This is a genomic window from Sinomicrobium sp., assembly GCA_029266035.1.
Classification (GTDB): domain Bacteria; phylum Bacteroidota; class Bacteroidia; order Flavobacteriales; family Flavobacteriaceae; genus Sinomicrobium.
On record JAJUFH010000002.1, the window covers coordinates 70,619 to 86,872 of the forward strand.

The 16,254-nt window shown below is 41.9% G+C and carries 17 protein-coding genes and 3 tRNA genes; 5 read left to right on the plus strand and 15 right to left on the minus strand.

The window, feature by feature from the left end; genetic code table 11:
- Positions 1–39 precede the first annotated feature (39 nt).
- The 15 genes from tuf to ACYZZR_RS02185 all read right to left on the minus strand — a co-directional run bounded on the left by tuf (position 40) and on the right by ACYZZR_RS02185 (position 11,744).
- Positions 40–1,227, minus strand: a complete 1,188-nt coding sequence (tuf, locus tag ACYZZR_RS02115) for an elongation factor Tu (protein WP_461532338.1) — start codon at positions 1,225–1,227, stop codon at positions 40–42.
- Between the two features lie 55 nt (positions 1,228–1,282).
- Positions 1,283–1,354, minus strand: a tRNA-Thr gene (locus ACYZZR_RS02120).
- A gap of 35 nt (positions 1,355–1,389) precedes the next feature.
- A tRNA-Gly gene (locus ACYZZR_RS02125) sits at positions 1,390–1,462 on the minus strand.
- A 322-nt stretch (positions 1,463–1,784) separates the two neighbouring features.
- Positions 1,785–1,866: transfer RNA gene (locus ACYZZR_RS02130), tRNA-Tyr, on the minus strand.
- Positions 1,867–2,027: 161 nt separating this feature from the next.
- On the minus strand, positions 2,028–2,330 hold the full coding sequence (gene hpf / locus ACYZZR_RS02135) for a ribosome hibernation-promoting factor, HPF/YfiA family (protein WP_461532339.1): 303 nt from the start codon (positions 2,328–2,330) through the stop codon (positions 2,028–2,030).
- A gap of 80 nt (positions 2,331–2,410) precedes the next feature.
- Positions 2,411–3,301 (minus strand): tyrosine recombinase XerC, encoded by an 891-nt coding sequence (locus ACYZZR_RS02140; RefSeq protein WP_461532340.1) that lies wholly within the window; start codon positions 3,299–3,301, stop codon positions 2,411–2,413.
- Positions 3,302–3,410: 109 nt separating this feature from the next.
- A complete protein-coding gene (gene rpsU, locus ACYZZR_RS02145) occupies positions 3,411–3,605 on the minus strand; it encodes a 30S ribosomal protein S21 (protein ID WP_461532341.1) in 195 nt (64 codons plus the stop codon).
- Positions 3,606–3,696: 91 nt separating this feature from the next.
- A complete protein-coding gene (locus ACYZZR_RS02150) occupies positions 3,697–4,839 on the minus strand; it encodes an acyl-CoA dehydrogenase family protein (RefSeq protein ID WP_461532470.1) in 1,143 nt (380 codons plus the stop codon).
- Positions 4,840–5,073: 234 nt separating this feature from the next.
- Entirely contained in the window at positions 5,074–5,922 is an 849-nt protein-coding gene (locus ACYZZR_RS02155; protein WP_461532342.1) for a ComEA family DNA-binding protein, read from the minus strand.
- 31 nt (positions 5,923–5,953) lie between these two features.
- Entirely contained in the window at positions 5,954–6,097 is a 144-nt protein-coding gene (locus ACYZZR_RS02160) for a hypothetical protein (protein WP_461532343.1), read from the minus strand.
- Complete coding sequence (locus tag ACYZZR_RS02165; protein ID WP_461532344.1) at positions 6,094–7,767, minus strand: sodium-dependent transporter; 1,674 nt, start codon at positions 7,765–7,767, stop codon at positions 6,094–6,096. The genes ACYZZR_RS02160 and ACYZZR_RS02165 overlap by 4 nt, the downstream gene beginning before the upstream one ends.
- A gap of 26 nt (positions 7,768–7,793) precedes the next feature.
- Positions 7,794–9,599, minus strand: coding sequence for an alanine/glycine:cation symporter family protein (locus tag ACYZZR_RS02170; protein ID WP_461532345.1), 1,806 nt, complete (start codon positions 9,597–9,599; stop codon positions 7,794–7,796).
- Positions 9,600–9,765: 166 nt separating this feature from the next.
- A complete protein-coding gene (locus tag ACYZZR_RS02175; RefSeq protein WP_461532346.1) occupies positions 9,766–9,993 on the minus strand; it encodes a PspC domain-containing protein in 228 nt (75 codons plus the stop codon).
- 37 nt (positions 9,994–10,030) lie between these two features.
- Entirely contained in the window at positions 10,031–11,326 is a 1,296-nt protein-coding gene (locus ACYZZR_RS02180; RefSeq protein ID WP_461532347.1) for a DUF2851 family protein, read from the minus strand.
- A 103-nt stretch (positions 11,327–11,429) separates the two neighbouring features.
- Entirely contained in the window at positions 11,430–11,744 is a 315-nt protein-coding gene (locus ACYZZR_RS02185; RefSeq protein ID WP_461532348.1) for a rhodanese-like domain-containing protein, read from the minus strand.
- Between the two features lie 188 nt (positions 11,745–11,932).
- On the opposite strand from ACYZZR_RS02185, the gene ACYZZR_RS02190 reads away from it, so the two are divergent.
- The 5 genes from ACYZZR_RS02190 to ACYZZR_RS02210 all read left to right on the plus strand — a co-directional run bounded on the left by ACYZZR_RS02190 (position 11,933) and on the right by ACYZZR_RS02210 (position 16,072).
- Entirely contained in the window at positions 11,933–12,349 is a 417-nt protein-coding gene (locus ACYZZR_RS02190) for a MarR family winged helix-turn-helix transcriptional regulator (protein ID WP_461532349.1), read from the plus strand.
- Between the two features lie 48 nt (positions 12,350–12,397).
- Positions 12,398–13,030 carry an NAD(P)H-dependent oxidoreductase gene (locus ACYZZR_RS02195; protein WP_461532350.1) on the plus strand — a complete coding sequence of 211 codons (633 nt, stop codon included), beginning with the start codon at positions 12,398–12,400 and terminating at the stop codon, positions 13,028–13,030.
- Between the two features lie 42 nt (positions 13,031–13,072).
- Positions 13,073–13,651: a YceI family protein gene (locus ACYZZR_RS02200; protein ID WP_461532351.1), complete on the plus strand. Its 579-nt coding sequence runs from the start codon at positions 13,073–13,075 to the stop codon at positions 13,649–13,651.
- Between the two features lie 421 nt (positions 13,652–14,072).
- Entirely contained in the window at positions 14,073–15,467 is a 1,395-nt protein-coding gene (locus ACYZZR_RS02205) for an anthranilate synthase component I family protein (RefSeq protein ID WP_461532352.1), read from the plus strand.
- Positions 15,468–15,487: 20 nt separating this feature from the next.
- Entirely contained in the window at positions 15,488–16,072 is a 585-nt protein-coding gene (locus tag ACYZZR_RS02210) for an anthranilate synthase component II (protein WP_461532353.1), read from the plus strand.
- The last annotated feature ends 182 nt before the right edge of the window (positions 16,073–16,254 follow it).

The following is a 16,254-nucleotide window of genomic DNA, read 5'->3' on the forward strand; positions in this document are numbered from 1 at the left end:
TTTCGGCCTTTTACTTATATAAAACCAAGACTATAGTAATTAGTCTAATATTTCAGTAACCTGTCCAGCACCTACTGTTCTACCACCTTCGCGGATAGCAAAACGCAAACCTACATTAAGTGCAATAGGCTGGATCAATTCAACAGTAATGCTGAGGTTATCACCAGGCATCACCATCTCAACTCCATCAGGTAGAGAAATAGTACCTGTAACGTCAGTTGTACGTACGTAAAACTGAGGACGATAGTTGTTGTGGAATGGAGTGTGACGTCCACCTTCTTCTTTTTTCAAGATATACACCTCAGCTTTGAATTTAGAGTGAGGAGTTACAGATCCAGGCTTACAGATAACCATACCTCTTTTGATATCGGTTTTCTCAATACCTCTAAGAAGAAGACCTACGTTATCTCCAGCTTCTCCTCTATCCAATATCTTACGGAACATCTCAACCCCTGTGATAGTAGAAGTCAATTTCTCAGCTCCCATACCGATAATCTCAACAGGATCACCAGTTTTAGCAACACCAGTTTCGATACGTCCTGTAGCTACGGTACCACGACCTGTAATAGTAAACACATCTTCTACAGGCATCAAGAAATCCTTATCTACATCCCTTTCTGGCAATTCGATCCAATTATCTACAGCTTCCATAAGTTGCATCACAGTATCAACCCACTCTTTTTCACCGTTCAGTGCACCAAGAGCTGATCCCTGAATAACAGGACCGTTATCTCCGTCATAATCGTAGAAGCTCAACAAATCTCTTACTTCCATATCAACGAGTTCCAGAAGTTCTGGATCGTCAACAAGGTCAACTTTGTTCAGGAAAACTACAATACGAGGAACACCAACCTGACGTCCGAGAAGGATGTGCTCACGAGTCTGAGGCATAGGACCGTCAGTAGCAGCAACAACCAAAATAGCACCGTCCATCTGAGCAGCACCAGTAACCATGTTCTTTACATAGTCGGCGTGACCAGGACAGTCAACGTGTGCGTAGTGACGATTTGCAGTCTGGTATTCTACGTGAGACGTATTAATGGTGATACCCCTTTCTTTTTCTTCCGGAGCGTTATCAATCTGATCAAAACTTCTTGCTTCAGAAAAGCCAGCATCCGCCAAAACTTTACTAATAGCTGCGGTTAAAGTTGTTTTACCGTGATCCACGTGTCCAATAGTACCAATATTGAGGTGCGGTTTGGAACGATCAAAAGTTTCCTTTGCCATGATTCAATAATTTAATCTTAGTTATATATTAGTGTTCAAATTTAAGTTCTCCGTGAGCCAACGATGGGATTTGAACCCATGACCTCTTCCTTACCAAGGAAACGCTCTACCCCTGAGCTACGTCGGCAAAAAATACCCCTTCTAAAAAAAGAGATACACAAGAGCGGGAGACGAGGTTCGAACTCGCGACATTCAGCTTGGAAGGCTGACGCTCTACCAACTGAGCTACTCCCGCTTATTATTCCATTTTTTTTATTCCGCTCACAAATAAGCAATCTCCTCTCCACAAGGCATCTACACCTTACACTCGACACTTATGAAACCACCATTTAAAAAGGGACTACCTCGCTCGGCTCGGTGATCCGTAAGGGGAACCCTTACTCAAAGTTTTCAGCTGCCCGGCTTACAAAAACCTGCGGCTTTTGACAACTTTCTTTCAAAAAACAGGATTACCTCGCTCGGCTCGGTGATCCGTAAGGGGAACCCTTACTCAAAGTTTTCAGCTGCCCGGCTTACAAAAACCTGCGGCTTTTGACACCGGACTGCTGAAAACTTTGTGGGGAGAGCAGGATTCGAACCTGCGAAGGTAAAACCAACAGATTTACAGTCTGTCCTCGTTGGCCGCTTGAGTATCTCCCCTCTAAAATCAAAATTTCAACAACTATTCCCACTTCCCTTTCCCAAAAGTCAGGAAAGCCCAAACAGTCAACTTTAATCCATAAAAAAAGTCCGCTATTTCTAACGGACTGCAAATGTATATATTTATTTTTTTATTCAAAACATTTTTCCATTTTTTTTAATCACACACGAGCCCTGAGTTTCTCCTTCCTTTTCACAAGTAATCGCCCTAGAGAATCAGCTGCAATATCAATACCTTCTTCAAAACTCTTACACTGTTTTTTCACTATAAATTCATCTCCAGGAACACAAACTTTCACTTCGACAATCTTATTCTCTTTTACACTGGTGTTCTCCACTTTGAGATAAACATCAGAAGACACTATTCTGTCGTAATAAGTATCCAGTTTATCCATTCTCTTCTGAATAAAATCTACCAATTTTGCATCGATGGTAAAATTTACTGATTGCGTGTTCACTCTCATAACACTTAAAGGTATTTCGAGGGCATCGTTTTTCAAAACACAAGCCCCCATAGATTAAACATAGTTCAACGGTTTAGAAATCACTTCTTACTCCTCGGATGGGCATTGCCGTATACTTTTTTCAGTTGTGCTATACTATTATGAGTATACACCTGAGTGGATGCAAGGCTGGAATGCCCCAGCAACTCCTTTACCGAATTTAGGTCAGCACCTTTGTTGAGCACATGAGTCGCAAAAGTATGCCGAAGCACATGCGGACTCTTTTTAGCTTTCAAAGACACCTTACTAAGGTAACTATTTATTAACCTATAAACAAGAGTAGGATAAACTTTATGACCACTTTTAACTAAAAATAAAACTTCTCCTGAATTTTCGTTAGCCACCGAGAGCCTCTCTCTTACATATTCACTCAACAAAGTTTTGAGACGTGACAAAACAGGCACAATGCGCTCTTTATTGCGCTTACCGAGAACCCTGACAGTCCCGGCATTCAAATCGAGATCCCCCAACTCAAGCCCTACGAGTTCACTTCTCCTCATACCCGTACCGTACAATAGCTCTATGATACATCGATCGCGCACTCCCTCAAACGTATCTGGATAAGGGATGTCGTCGAGCACCTTCCTCATCTCTTCCTCGGAAAAAGGCACCTCAATTTTTTTGGATACTTTTAGCGATTTATGAGTGGATAGCGGATTGTCATTCCTCACCCCTGTCCTAACCAAAAACCTGTAATAAGAATTCAAAGCAGCTACTTTCCTATTTACAGATCTGTTATCTATCCCTTCATCGACCATGCTGACTATCCAAGCTCTTACCAAAGCATAAGCAGCCTCCGATATATCGAGAAGTCCAAATTCGGAATCGCAGAAATCTGCAAAAAAAAGTAAATCTCGCCCATAGGCTTTAACCGTGTGAGGCGAATATTTTTTTTCCAGCTTCAAATAATCTAAAAAAGCCTTTACAGACATAAGATTCTTTCTTTCTGTAAAGATAAGAAACAAAAAAAAATCCCCCCGTGCAAACCACGGAAGGATTTTGTATTTCAAAACAGATCCGAAAATCGGAACGCCCAGCAATCTAGATATCTTCTTGATCTCTCAAGTGCTGGATGTATTGCGCTTTTTGCAATTGCTCTCTCTTTCGTACTGAAGGCTTAGTAAATTGCTGTCTTGAACGCAACTGACGCATCGTCCCTGTACGATCGAATTTTCTTTTAAAACGCTTTAGCGCTCTGTCTATATTTTCTCCTTCTTTAATCGGTATTATCAACATATCTTAACCACCTCCTTTCTTTTGGGATTGCAAAGGTACAACATCAAAACAACACACACAACCACAAAATGTTTTTTTATTTAGCTCGAGTTTACTCTTTTAGAATTTGCCGTGAAACGACAAGTTTTTGTATTTCTGTAGTACCCTCTCCTATGGTACACAATTTTGCATCCCGGTAAAACTTTTCCACGGGAAAATCCTTGGTATAGCCATACCCTCCGTGAATCTGCACAGCCTCATTAGCCACCTTTACACAGGTTTCAGACGCATACATCTTTGCCATTGCACTTATACGAGTCACCGACCTTCCCGCATTCTTTCCGAAGGCCGCTTTGTGCAACAAGAGCTCCGAAGCTTCTATTTCGGTAGCCATATCGGCCAACTTAAACGAGATCCCCTGAAATTCACATATCGGTTTTCCAAATTGATGTCTTTCTTTAGAGTATTTTAGCGCAGCCTCATAAGCTCCTTTAGCTATTCCCAGCGATAAGGCACCGATAGAAATACGTCCTCCGTCGAGCACTTTCATCGACTGAACAAAACCTTCACCCACCTCACCTAGCCTATTAGCATCCGGAATACGGCAATTATCAAATATCAGTTCGGCGGTTTCACTGGCCCTCATCCCGAGTTTATCTTCCTTTTTTCCACTGCTGAAACCAGGAGTACCTCGTTCGATTGCAAAAGCAGTCATCCCACGAGAATCTCCCTTATCACCGGTACGCACAATCACCACCGCAATATCTCCGCTCTTACCATGTGTAATAAAATTCTTAGCTCCATTTATCACCCATTCCTGCCCGTCTCTCACTGCAGTAGTATTCATTCCCCCTGCATCAGAACCAGTATTGTGTTCGGTGAGCCCCCACGCACCAATCCACTCCCCAGTAGCCAACTTCGGCAGCCATCGTCGCTTTTGCTCCTCATTCCCAAACTCCAGTATGTGATTCGTACACAGCGAATTGTGCGCCGCGAGAGAAAGTCCTATAGACGGATCAATTTTCGACACCTCTTCTATCACTGCGATATACTCGTGATACCCCAACCCGGAACCTCCGTATTCCTCGGGCACCAACACTCCCATAAATCCAAACTCACCTGCCTTTTTAAACAATTCAACAGGAAACTCCTGAGTTTCATCCCATTCTGAAACATGAGGTTTTATAAATTGTATTGCAAAGTCTTTTGCAGAAGCCTTGACCATTCCCTGTGTCTCGGAATAATCGAAGTTCATAACATCCATCACATCGATACCCATCTGTCTTTTTATTTTATTAAATACATGATAACCAAACAATAAAGCACGTCAAAATTACGATAGTCAAATACAACTACCAAACCAAAAATCCTTAAAATAAACCTAAAAACCAAATAGAAATATCATATCTCTGACACCCATAGATTTTTCATCTTTTTCTATCTGGACAAATTGCACACCAAAACTCCGACAAACAACACTTAACGCCATCTATGGTTCAACGGCCAAATATAGTTTAATTCTGTCAATCTTTACCGCCGGAAAACCCTCAATTTTACGGAGCTCATCTACAGTTTTTATATTTCCCTTTGCTGTGCGATAGGCTACTATCTTCATCGATTCATCCCTATTCAAATAAGGCAGTGATTGTAATTCTTTTACAGAAACCTTATTAATATCGAGTTTACTGATACTCGGAATAGTCTTCACCTCAAAGCGTTCCAGCACCCGACGTACTGTAGACGAATCTAAGCCATACACTTCAAACAACTGTTCGTCTAGCGAGAACCCCCCTAGTAGCTTTCGGTATTTTACAATACGATGCGACAAGGTCTTTCCTATTCCATATACTCGATCGAACTCAGCTTCATCTGCCGTATTGAGATCAGACTTTTTTACGTATCTCTTTTCATTTAAAGCTACTGGTTGTTTCCTTTTTTTAACTACTGTCGGATCAGGGAAGCGAAGCTGGGGCTCTATATGCCTAAATTTTTCGGCGTCCATACCGGTAAGTTGTAAAAATTGACTAGCATCTATCACATACCTTCCTTTTTCTCTAAAGCGGTGAAGTCGGTCTATTTCTTCTGTAGTCATCCCCAGTACATATCCTCGGTAGTCGGTGAGAAAGTTAGGATTGTAAGTGTATTTACTCGAATACAGCTCATGGTAAGCTGTTTCAGCTGTACTCGATTTTACACCTTCCGGAGCGAGGGTAGCAAAGGCGTTTTCCCAACCGAAAACAAGTGGCTGTAACAGCAAGACAAAGGCCGATAAAAAGAAAATCCCGCTTCGTTCCTTTTTATCGAAACGAAAACGGGATTGCATTCTTCTGAATATCATGATAAAAGTTTTATACCCTACGATAAAATCGTCAGGCTACTTCGTCGTCATTATCCGAATACGAATCGGGTTCAGATTTTGGTGGTGTAGCCAATACCTTGTAAAAAAAGTATGCCGTTATTACAGTAACCACTCCCTGAACGACAATCATAGTAATTATAGCTGATGTATTCATACTCCTGTTACCCTCCCTTCTTTTACTCTTTTACGGTAAGACATATAAATTAGCACTAATATAAATATAAGCAAGGCCAAAAGCAAGCCACGAGCCGAATTTACAGCGACCAAACTTTCCTGCAATCTCTGTATTTCAGCAGGATCTGTAGCATTAGCTATCTGCTCGTTAATCCCAGCATTTGTGATTTTTTTTATGATTGACATATTGTCCAACGACCATCCGTTGCCAGAAAACAGACTACTCACATTGCCCGACCAGTCGTTGTCTTTTGGCGCAAAAACAGTACCGATAAAAATCACAATCAAAATAACCGGAGTCACATATTTTATGATATACTTGTAGATTCCGGGCACTTTAACATCCGCCCCCATAATAATCTCTCTCCATCCCTTTTTTATTCCGAACACCCAAGAGAAAAGAATAGTCTCCAACATAGCAAATACCACCAAACTCACAGTTCCGGCCCAGTAATCATACTCGTCAAACACTCCCTGCCGAAAGAAAAATACCGTAGGCAGTCCCATCAGTAAAGTTACCAGACCAAAGCCCAAAGCTCCCCTTTTGCGATTCCACCCAAATTCGTCTTGCATAAAACTCACGCAGGGTGTTCCCATAGCTAAAGAACTGGTGATTCCGGAGAAAAACAGCAGTCCGAACCACATTACCCCGGCTATAGCTGCAAATACGGTTCCCCATTGTTGGAAGAGGTAGGGCATGGTTTGAAAAGCCATACCAAAACCGGCGTTTTCTATCACCCAATCCAGTCCGAGATATCCGGCTGCAATCGGTATTACAATAGAACTACCTATAACAATCTCGATAAACTCGTTCATAAAGCCAGCTGAAAGCGAATTCAGCGCAATATCGTCTTTACTTTTCACATAGGCCGCATAGCAATGTACTGTACCCATTCCCACCGACAACGTAAAAAACACCTGTCCGGCTGCTGCCATCCACACCTTGAGATCCATCAAAGAGCTGTATTCGAGTGTCCACAAGAAATTCAATCCGTCCCAAGCATTGGCATTCGGAAACACTTCCGAAGCACCACTGGTACCCAAAGTAACCCCTTTCACTGCCAATACTACCCCAAAAATTATAAGCAGAGGCATCCCTATCTTAGCTACCTTTTCCACACCTTCAAGCCCTTTAGATAGTACCCAGACATTAATAGTGAGACAGAGAATATAGAAAATCACCGCTTCAAAAGGTATTCCGGTAGTACTGTGAAACACATCGACATAAGAATTAAAAAATTCTGCAACCTGCGACTGATCCATTCCTACAAAAGTTCCCTTTATCGAATGCAACACATAAGACATGGACCACGATTCGATATAAGCGTAATACGCCGCTACGGCTATATTGGTAAAAATACCAAACACTCCTATATACTTCAGGATGCGTCCTTTACTCATAGTATCGAGGATATAAGGCGTACTGTGATTGCCGAATCTACCTCCGTAACGACCGGATGACCATTCGATAAACAACAGAGGAATTCCCATAAGAAGAAAACACACAATATATGGAATAATAAATGCCCCGCCACCGTTTTGTACTGCCTGCACAGGAAATCTCAAAAAGTTTCCCAGACCCACGGCATTTCCGGCCATAGCGAGAATCAATCCAACCCTGGAACCCCAGGATTCTGTAGTCTTTGTCATATTAGTTTACAATAGTTCAACCTCAGTTATTTAGTTCTATCTGGTTTTCTAAAAAGCTCATTCGCATTCAGTTTTCTCAAGTATTCTACCATATCCTTTCTAACTTCACCCGACATGATATAAAGTCCTATAATATTAGGTACTGCCATGGCGAGAAGCATCATATCTGAAAACTCCAATACAGCTCCCAGACTGATAGAAGCTCCCAAAACTACAAACATTAAAAACAATAGCTTGTAAACAAATTCCACCTTTTTGCTTTTGCCGAATAGAAAAGTTGCCGCTCGCATCCCGTAATACGACCATGAGATAGCAGTAGAAAAAGCAAATAGGAATATAGCGAAAGTCAACACATAAGGAAACCAAGAAATCACACTCCCGAATGCAGCAGAAGTAAGTTGAGAACCTCCCAAGCCCTCAGCATCGTGATACACCCCCGAAAACACAAGTACAAGTGCGGTAAGCGTACAGACTACTACCGTATCTATAAAAGGCTCGAGCAAAGCCACAAACCCTTCCGACACCGGATGTTTTGTCTTAGCTGTAGAGTGCGCAATAGCTGCCGACCCTACTCCAGCCTCGTTGGAGAAAGTACCTCTTCGGAATCCTTGGATAAGTACTCCTATAACCCCTCCTTTAAGCGCATCCGGATTAAAAGCTCCATCAAAAATGGTGGCTACTGCATCTCCTATATGACTAATATTTACAACTATGACAACCAAAGCAAAAAACACGTAGAGCGATGCCATAAAAGGCACTATTTTTTCGGTTACCTTGGCTATACTTTTTATCCCTCCAAGGATGACAGCTCCGACGAGCAGAGCCATCACAATCCCAAACCAAAATCCATTACCCTCCAACATCGGAAATTGCCCTTGCAGCTGATCGAAAGCTTGGTTGGCCTGAAACATATTACCAGATCCGAAAGAAGCACCTATACACAATACAGCGAAGACAACAGCCAACACCTTCCCAAATTTCCCCTTACCTCTCGCTTTCAAACCTTTTACGAGATAACTCATAGGCCCTCCAAAGATCCGGCCATCTTCACTTATATCTCTGTATTTCACCCCGAGGGTACACTCTACAAACTTGGATGACATCCCGAGAAGTCCTGCAAGAATCATCCAAAAGGTAGCTCCAGGGCCTCCTATAGCTATGGCAATAGCTACTCCGGCAATATTTCCGAGCCCAACTGTACCTGAAACTGCGGTAGACAACGCTTGGAAATGAGTTACACTTCCTGGGGCATCGGGCTCGTCGTACTTGCCTCTAGCCAGTTGTATGGCGTGCTTAAAACCCCTGACATTGATAAATCCCATCCGCAGTGTAAAAAACAAGCCTCCTATAATAAGCCACACCACAATAAAGGGTACCGAAATGGTGCGCGCATCGCCGTTCGGATGCAACATAGCTGCCCCGTTATCGTCATAAATAACAGGGTCGTAAATTCCCAAAGCTGCAAAAGGATCCCAAAACAAAACGGAACCAATCGCATCTACTATAGGCTGAGTGGTTCCGTTAAAATTTTCAGTGATTGATTCGGCTGGCACAATATACTCCTTATCTGTCGTAAGGCCGTTGGCATCTGTAATCGTCACCGCATAAGATATGCCCTCTGTAAGTTTCAATGCCTTAGAAGAACTCAATGGAGTCTGCTGATGACTCCACTTATAGGTATACGGCTCTTGGCCACCTTCCACTTTCAACTCAACCATAGCGTCGTTAATCTCTGGAGAAGGATTGATGAGATTTTCCGTTACGGTAAGATGTTGTGAAAATAATTTAAGGGTTGCAAACGTTAGAAAAAGAAAGAGAAGTCCATTTCTCATAAAAGATAGTTTTAATTTAAAATTGTAGTCAGTTAGAGTGTGAAAATTTACAAAATTGTATTTTAATTAATAAAAGCAGGCAATATCTGAAAAAAAACGAGCTAAATCAAATTTTGATTTGGTTTTTACTATATACTAACAAAAAGGCGAATTGTAGAACATTATTTTACAAATCGAACACAGAAGATCTTTTGGTATACACCATATCCTTGAGTTTAAGCACAAAAGCCAAAGTGAGATACACCGCAAACCATACCCCTAAAGTTGCAAAGGAGACGTATATAAAAAACAATCGAACATTCTTGGCTTTCATTCCAAGCCTGTCGGCAAGACGTGAAGAAACGGCAAAACCGTGTTTTTCAAAAAAATACCTTATATCGTTTAGTACTTTCACATCAGCGAAGTTAAGTAATTCTCTGTAGACAATGCAATTATTTTGTATTCAGTTGCTCTCTTACCGACATCAGCTGCCTCCCTACGGTACAATCCAAACATTTACCCGGTTCACAATAGAAATGGTACAAGCGGAGTAAGCCTTGACTTTCTGCAGCATTATCTGGTTTTATACCCAATGCTACATAAGCTGAAATCACACTGTTGGTTTCTGCCTTTATCTGTCTGGCAATAGCCACTACACTTTTCACTCCTTCTTCACCCTGATGATAATGGTAACAGTATTTAACAGGCAATACTGTGTTGAGCAACAACAAGTGAATAAACCGCTGAGAAATTCTCTTTTTTAAAAATCGGGATCTTTTGCCAAAAACATAATGAGTATCCCAATAGACCGAGGCCTCTCCGTTGAAAATATCGTACAATTCCGAGAGAGTTTCAGCCCTCATCACATCGGTAAAAAAAGATTTTCGTCTGTGGTACAAATCGGCCAATTGGGACAACCTTAGCGTTGGAAAGTTAAGCGGTCGAAGACGGTGAAAACGAGCGGCTATCACGTGCTCACTGTGCAACCCGAATTTTCTTTTGAGATATAGATATTCGTCCACAAGTTCCTTTTCATGAGAATCTCGCACCCCCTCTATGCGCAACAAACCCGCTTGGCCAAACAACAAAGCCTCCAGTTCCAATCGATTTTGCTGCACTTTTCTAATTACAGAAAATCGAACCGACGATGCTATACTCCTAAACGCATCTCCATTGACAGAAAGCCCAAAACTATTCATCAGACTTTCAAAAAAAACGGCTTCCCAATCGCTTTGCAATTGTGATAACCGCTCTCCGATACGTTTTGATTTTCTATAAAGACGCTCGAAATACAACTGATTTACAAAACCATCTACCAAAGGAGATGCCACAGTTGATATTTCTCGTTCACACCTTATAAAGTGATAATCCGCTATCTGAAGTTTGCTGTACTTTGCATAAAGTACAGCAGGAACTACTCCCTCCAATACCACCACAGGTATCGGGGTGTTATTTGGATAGAACACGGGAATATCGTCTTTCCAGACTACGTGGAGTATCACATTGTCGTAAGCCTCGTCTGTCTGATGACGATGCGCATACCAGTCTGAGGATTTGAGATGAACCTCTACATTACCTACCCACAATTGACCGCCGATGCGAAGCTGTGCATTAAAAAAATCGGGGCCGGAATTTCTATTATAACGCCCCGTACTCAATACATTTACCTCTTCACCTGCTGTAGTGTATAGCAAAACCCCTTTCCACTTCCGGAATTTCCATACATAATGTAAAAACTCCTCCCTCATAACGCGAGTTTAAAAATAATACATATCTTATAAAAGATGAAAGAAAAAACATCTAAATATAAGAAAAATATTTCACACTCGCCAAACTCGGATGCCTATACCGTCAAGCTTCTACTATCTCACCTTCCCACTCTAATATACCTCCAAGCAGGTTGTGAGGCTCTTCAAAGCCCAATTGTTCCATCACCGAACACGCTTGAGCACTTCTGGCTCCCGAACGACAATACACGTAATAGGACTTATTCTTGTCGAGCTTTTCCAATTCGTCTAGAAAACCTTGCCCTTGTCGGATATCTATATTTATCGCATTCGGAATATAACCTTCGTCAAATTCGTCTGCAGTACGTACATCCAAAATTACCGCATCAGAATTACTTCCGAGCTGCTCTACCCATTCTTCTTGAGTTAAATCTGCCATAATTATTTTTTTCAAAATTACGCAAAACTAAAAAATATAGCAACAGAGCATTGCCCTTCTCCGTAAATGCAATTTTAACAAAAATTTACAACCCATTTTTTATAGATATCTCGTTATACCTTTATACATTTGTACCAACAATAATTGTACTGACAATAGATATTGAAAACATTATTAAAGCGCAAAATATGCAAGACCATACTCGCACCGTAATAAACGTTTTTTATACGGCTCACAACATAGAGAATAAGATTGCTGATGCGCTAAAGCCTTGTGATATTTCCATACCTCAGTTCAACGTATTGCGTATTTTAAAGGGGCAAAAGGGGCATCCGGCAAATTTGTGCACCATACAGGAGCGCATGATTGCAAAGATGAGCAATACTACTCGCATCATAGACCGGCTTATAGACAAAGGCTTAGTACGTCGCGAACAGTGTCCGCAAAATCGCAGAAAAGTGGAGATTTTTATCACCTCAGAGGGGGTGGAATTAGTGGACCAGGCCAGTACTGCGGTGGCTGCGGTTGAAAAAGAAATGATAAACAAGCTCACCTCCGGGGAAATAGACGGACTGAACACTGCTCTTACGAAGCTCAGAAGCTAGGAATAATAAGTACAAACACAATAATTACAATAATAAAAGTAAATAACTATGAGTCCGATACTCGAATCTTTAAATTGGAGGTACGCAACCAAACAGTTTGACGCTTCCAGAAAAATATCTGAAGAAGATCTCACAACACTTAAAGAAGCCATCCGGCTTTCCGCCTCTTCCTACGGAATGCAACCTTATGAAGTATTTGTAATCGAAAACCCAGAGATAAGAAAGGAATTGAGAGAAGCTTCCTGGGGTCAGTCTCAGGTAACCGACGCCTCACATCTAATCGTTTTTGCCAACAAAAAAGACGTCACCCCCAACGACACTGAGGCCTACGTAAACAACCTCAGTAAAACGAGAAATATCCCGACAGATGAGTTGGGTGGGCTAAACGATATGATCAACAACAATGTGGTAAATAGACCTACAGAAGACAAGGCTAATTGGTCGGCCAAGCAAGCCTATATCGCTTTGGGAAATTTGCTCTCTACCGCCGCTCAATTGCGAATAGATGCCTGCCCAATGGAAGGCTTTGACACCCAAGCTTACAATCGCATTCTCAAACTAGAGGAAAAAGGACTGAATGCAGCCGTTATCGCCGCTATTGGTTATCGCTCTGAAAGTGACCCGTTTCAAGGATTACCCAAAGTACGACGAGCCCCAGAAGATTTTTTTACAGAAATATAATTAAACAATCATCATTAAATAAAAACGCTTAATCCTAAACACATGAAAAACAAATTAACACAAGTAGCTCTTACCCTTGTAGTGGCCATTGGTTCATCAGCTTTTTCTACCAACGACAACGAGACTAAAGAAGTAGATGTAAAAACTAGCAAAATCACCTGGAAAGGCTATAAAGTTACTGGTTCACACGAAGGTATTATACACCTTCAAAAAGGATCGCTAAGCTTTGACGACAATCAACTTGTCGGAGGAGAATTCATTGTAGATATGACCACTATAGGCTCCACTGACCTGAGCGGAGAAAACAAAGAAAATCTCGACGGACATCTCAAATCTGACGATTTCTTCGGAGTTGAAAAACACCCTACTGCCAAAATGGTTTTCACAAAAGTTACCCCTTCTGGAAAAAACGCCTACGAGATAACTGCCGACCTCACCATTAAAAGTGAGACTCACCCCGTAACTTTCACCCTTTCAGTATACGGAAGTAAAGCTACAGGAGGTGTAAAAATCGACCGCTCCAAATACAACGTTCGCTACGGATCGGGAAGCTTTTTTGACAATCTCGGCGACAAAACTATTTACGACGAGTTTGACCTTGTAGTAGATCTCAATTTCTAATACTCTCCAAAAGGGAAAAAATTGCAGAATGAAAAATATGAGAAGGGAGCCGACATACAATGCTCCCTTTTCTTTTTTCTCTGAAACTCCACTGTTAAAGGAGTTCAGACATGCACCGACAACTCTTAAACCGTAAAACCTTAACTGTAAAAATCAAAAGACTGCACTATTTTTGGTTATCTATCCACAAAAAAATGTTATAAAAAGGTAGAAGCGCTTGCACATTTCAATTTCCTTTCTAAATTTGTGGTCAAATATAAACGATGAACAATTCATTAAACAATATCTGGTGGTGGAGCAACTTACGTCGACAAGTCGTGAGCTAAGCCCTGTTACTGGTATTTTTAATAAAAAATATAAGGCTTGTCAATCACGACAAGCCTTTTTTTGTTTTTAAGACCTTATAATTTTCTAAAATGCAATGATACACCTAACCACACACTTCAAACAAATCTTAGCCGATACCATAACCCCAGTAAGTGTTTACCTCAAAATACGAGATCGCTTCCCAAACAGTCTGTTGCTGGAAAGTAGCGACTACCACGCCAGCAACAATAGTTTCTCCTATATATGTTGTAATCCCATAGCGAGTATTTCTGTAAAGAACAATACCATAAGTGAAACCTATCCGGATGGAACATACAAAAAATCTACTGTAAACGGAGATACCGATGTACCACAAGCCATTCACCGTTTTGCATCAGCTTTCAAAACTGAAGACAACGGCTTCAAGTTTATCAACAAAGGACTCTTCGGATATATCGCCTATGACGGAGTGCGGTATTTTGAAGACATTACGATCTCTAAAAAAGAAGACACTCTCGATATTCCCGACATCCACTACGCAGTGTATCAGAATATCATCGCCATAAACCACTTTAAAAACGAAGCCTATATTTTTTGTCACAGCACCGATGGCGTCAGCAATATAGACGATGTAGAACAACTCTTACAATCGAAAAATTTTGCCTCTTACAACTTCTCAAAAACAGGAGATGCCACCTCCAACCTCACTGACGAAGCTTACAAACAAAACGTAGACTACGCCAAACAACACTGTTATCGCGGCGATGTATTTCAGCTGGTACTATCTCGGAGATTTTCTCAACAATTCAAAGGTGATGAGTTCAATGTATACCGGGCATTGCGAAGTATAAACCCCTCACCTTACCTCTTTTTCTTCGACTACGGCAATTTTAAGATATTTGGTTCATCGCCCGAGGCCCAGCTTGTAGTAAAAGATAGGAAAGCTGAGATACACCCCATAGCCGGCACCTTTAAGCGTACTGGAAATGACGAAAAAGACAGCGCCCTTGCCAAACAACTCTCTGAAGATGCTAAGGAAAATGCAGAACACGTCATGCTCGTCGATCTTGCGAGAAACGATCTCAGTCGCAATGGGCATCAGGTAAAAGTAGAAAACTACCGCGAGGTACAGTTCTTCTCTCATGTAATCCACCTCGTATCGAAAGTAACAGGTAGACTACACGATCACGCTTCTACTATGCAGGTGGTAGCCGACACCTTCCCTGCCGGTACTTTGAGCGGAGCTCCTAAACACATGGCCATGCAACTCATTGACAAATACGAAAACTGCAACCGCGACTTTTACGGGGGCGCCATAGGCTTTATGGATTTTGAAGGCAATTTTAACCACGCCATTATGATACGCACCTTCCTAAGCAAAAATCACAGGCTTCACTACCAAGCAGGTGCCGGAATCGTATCTGAATCGAGCCCGGAAAGCGAATTACAAGAAGTATACAACAAACTCGGAGCCCTAAACAAAGCCATGGAACTAGCCGAAACTATTTAAAAATTTCAAAATTTAAAACAATGCAATCAATTCTCGTTATAGACAATTACGACAGTTTCACCTACAATCTAGTGCATTATCTCGAAGAATTTGGGGCCCGAGTTACTGTAAGGCGAAACGATCAGCTAGAACTGGACGATGTAGAAGTATTCGACAAAATACTGCTATCCCCTGGCCCGGGGATTCCAGACGAAGCAGGGCTATTGAAAGCGATTATAAAGCGCTATGCCCCGTCTAAGAGTATACTCGGAGTTTGCTTGGGGCAACAGGCTATAGGCGAAGTTTTTGGTGGTAAGATTGTAAATCTCAACAAGGTGTATCACGGGGTGTCCACTAGGGTCACCATTACTGCAAACGACGAGCCGCTCTTCGATGGCTTAGACAAAGAGATAGAAGCAGGCCGTTATCACTCTTGGGTGGTAGATCCTCAACTTCCGGAAGCCCTTGAAGCTACTTCCTTTGATGAGAACGGACAGGTCATGTCGCTACGTCACCGTGAATTTGACGTCAAAGGGGTACAATACCATCCAGAATCGGTACTGACACCCGACGGAAAAAAAATACTCAAAAACTGGCTAAACTCGTCTCCCGGTAAAGACGCATAATGATACGCTCCGTATCGTGGTATGGGTATCCGGGTAAAAGCGCAAGCGCGTAAGGGAGAGTAAGGCGAGTAAGGCGAGTAAGGGCGAATTGCAATTCGCCCCAACCTGCCCCAACCTGCCCCAACCTGCCCCAACCGCCCCAACCGCCCCAACATAATAATAACATCATCTCTATCTAAACC

Excerpts from the sequence above, each read along its gene's own strand:
- ACYZZR_RS02180 (WP_461532347.1), bottom strand. The coding sequence starts at position 11,326 with ATGAGGGAGGAGTTTTTACATTATGTATGGAAATTCCGGAAGTGGAAA.
- ACYZZR_RS02170 (WP_461532345.1), bottom strand. The coding sequence starts at position 9,599 with ATGAGAAATGGACTTCTCTTTCTTTTTCTAACGTTTGCAACCCTTAAA.
- ACYZZR_RS02140 (WP_461532340.1), bottom strand. The coding sequence starts at position 3,301 with ATGTCTGTAAAGGCTTTTTTAGATTATTTGAAGCTGGAAAAAAAATAT.
- ACYZZR_RS02185 (WP_461532348.1), bottom strand. The coding sequence starts at position 11,744 with ATGGCAGATTTAACTCAAGAAGAATGGGTAGAGCAGCTCGGAAGTAAT.
- ACYZZR_RS02210 (WP_461532353.1), top strand. The coding sequence starts at position 15,488 with ATGCAATCAATTCTCGTTATAGACAATTACGACAGTTTCACCTACAAT.
- ACYZZR_RS02150 (WP_461532470.1), bottom strand. The coding sequence starts at position 4,839 with ATGAACTTCGATTATTCCGAGACACAGGGAATGGTCAAGGCTTCTGCA.
- ACYZZR_RS02160 (WP_461532343.1), bottom strand. The coding sequence starts at position 6,097 with ATGAATACATCAGCTATAATTACTATGATTGTCGTTCAGGGAGTGGTT.
- ACYZZR_RS02195 (WP_461532350.1), top strand. The coding sequence starts at position 12,398 with ATGAGTCCGATACTCGAATCTTTAAATTGGAGGTACGCAACCAAACAG.
- ACYZZR_RS02165 (WP_461532344.1), bottom strand. The coding sequence starts at position 7,767 with ATGACAAAGACTACAGAATCCTGGGGTTCCAGGGTTGGATTGATTCTC.
- tuf (WP_461532338.1), bottom strand. The coding sequence starts at position 1,227 with ATGGCAAAGGAAACTTTTGATCGTTCCAAACCGCACCTCAATATTGGT.
- ACYZZR_RS02205 (WP_461532352.1), top strand. The coding sequence starts at position 14,073 with ATGATACACCTAACCACACACTTCAAACAAATCTTAGCCGATACCATA.
- ACYZZR_RS02155 (WP_461532342.1), bottom strand. The coding sequence starts at position 5,922 with ATGATATTCAGAAGAATGCAATCCCGTTTTCGTTTCGATAAAAAGGAA.
- rpsU (WP_461532341.1), bottom strand. The coding sequence starts at position 3,605 with ATGTTGATAATACCGATTAAAGAAGGAGAAAATATAGACAGAGCGCTA.
- ACYZZR_RS02190 (WP_461532349.1), top strand. The coding sequence starts at position 11,933 with ATGCAAGACCATACTCGCACCGTAATAAACGTTTTTTATACGGCTCAC.
- hpf (WP_461532339.1), bottom strand. The coding sequence starts at position 2,330 with ATGAGAGTGAACACGCAATCAGTAAATTTTACCATCGATGCAAAATTG.
- ACYZZR_RS02200 (WP_461532351.1), top strand. The coding sequence starts at position 13,073 with ATGAAAAACAAATTAACACAAGTAGCTCTTACCCTTGTAGTGGCCATT.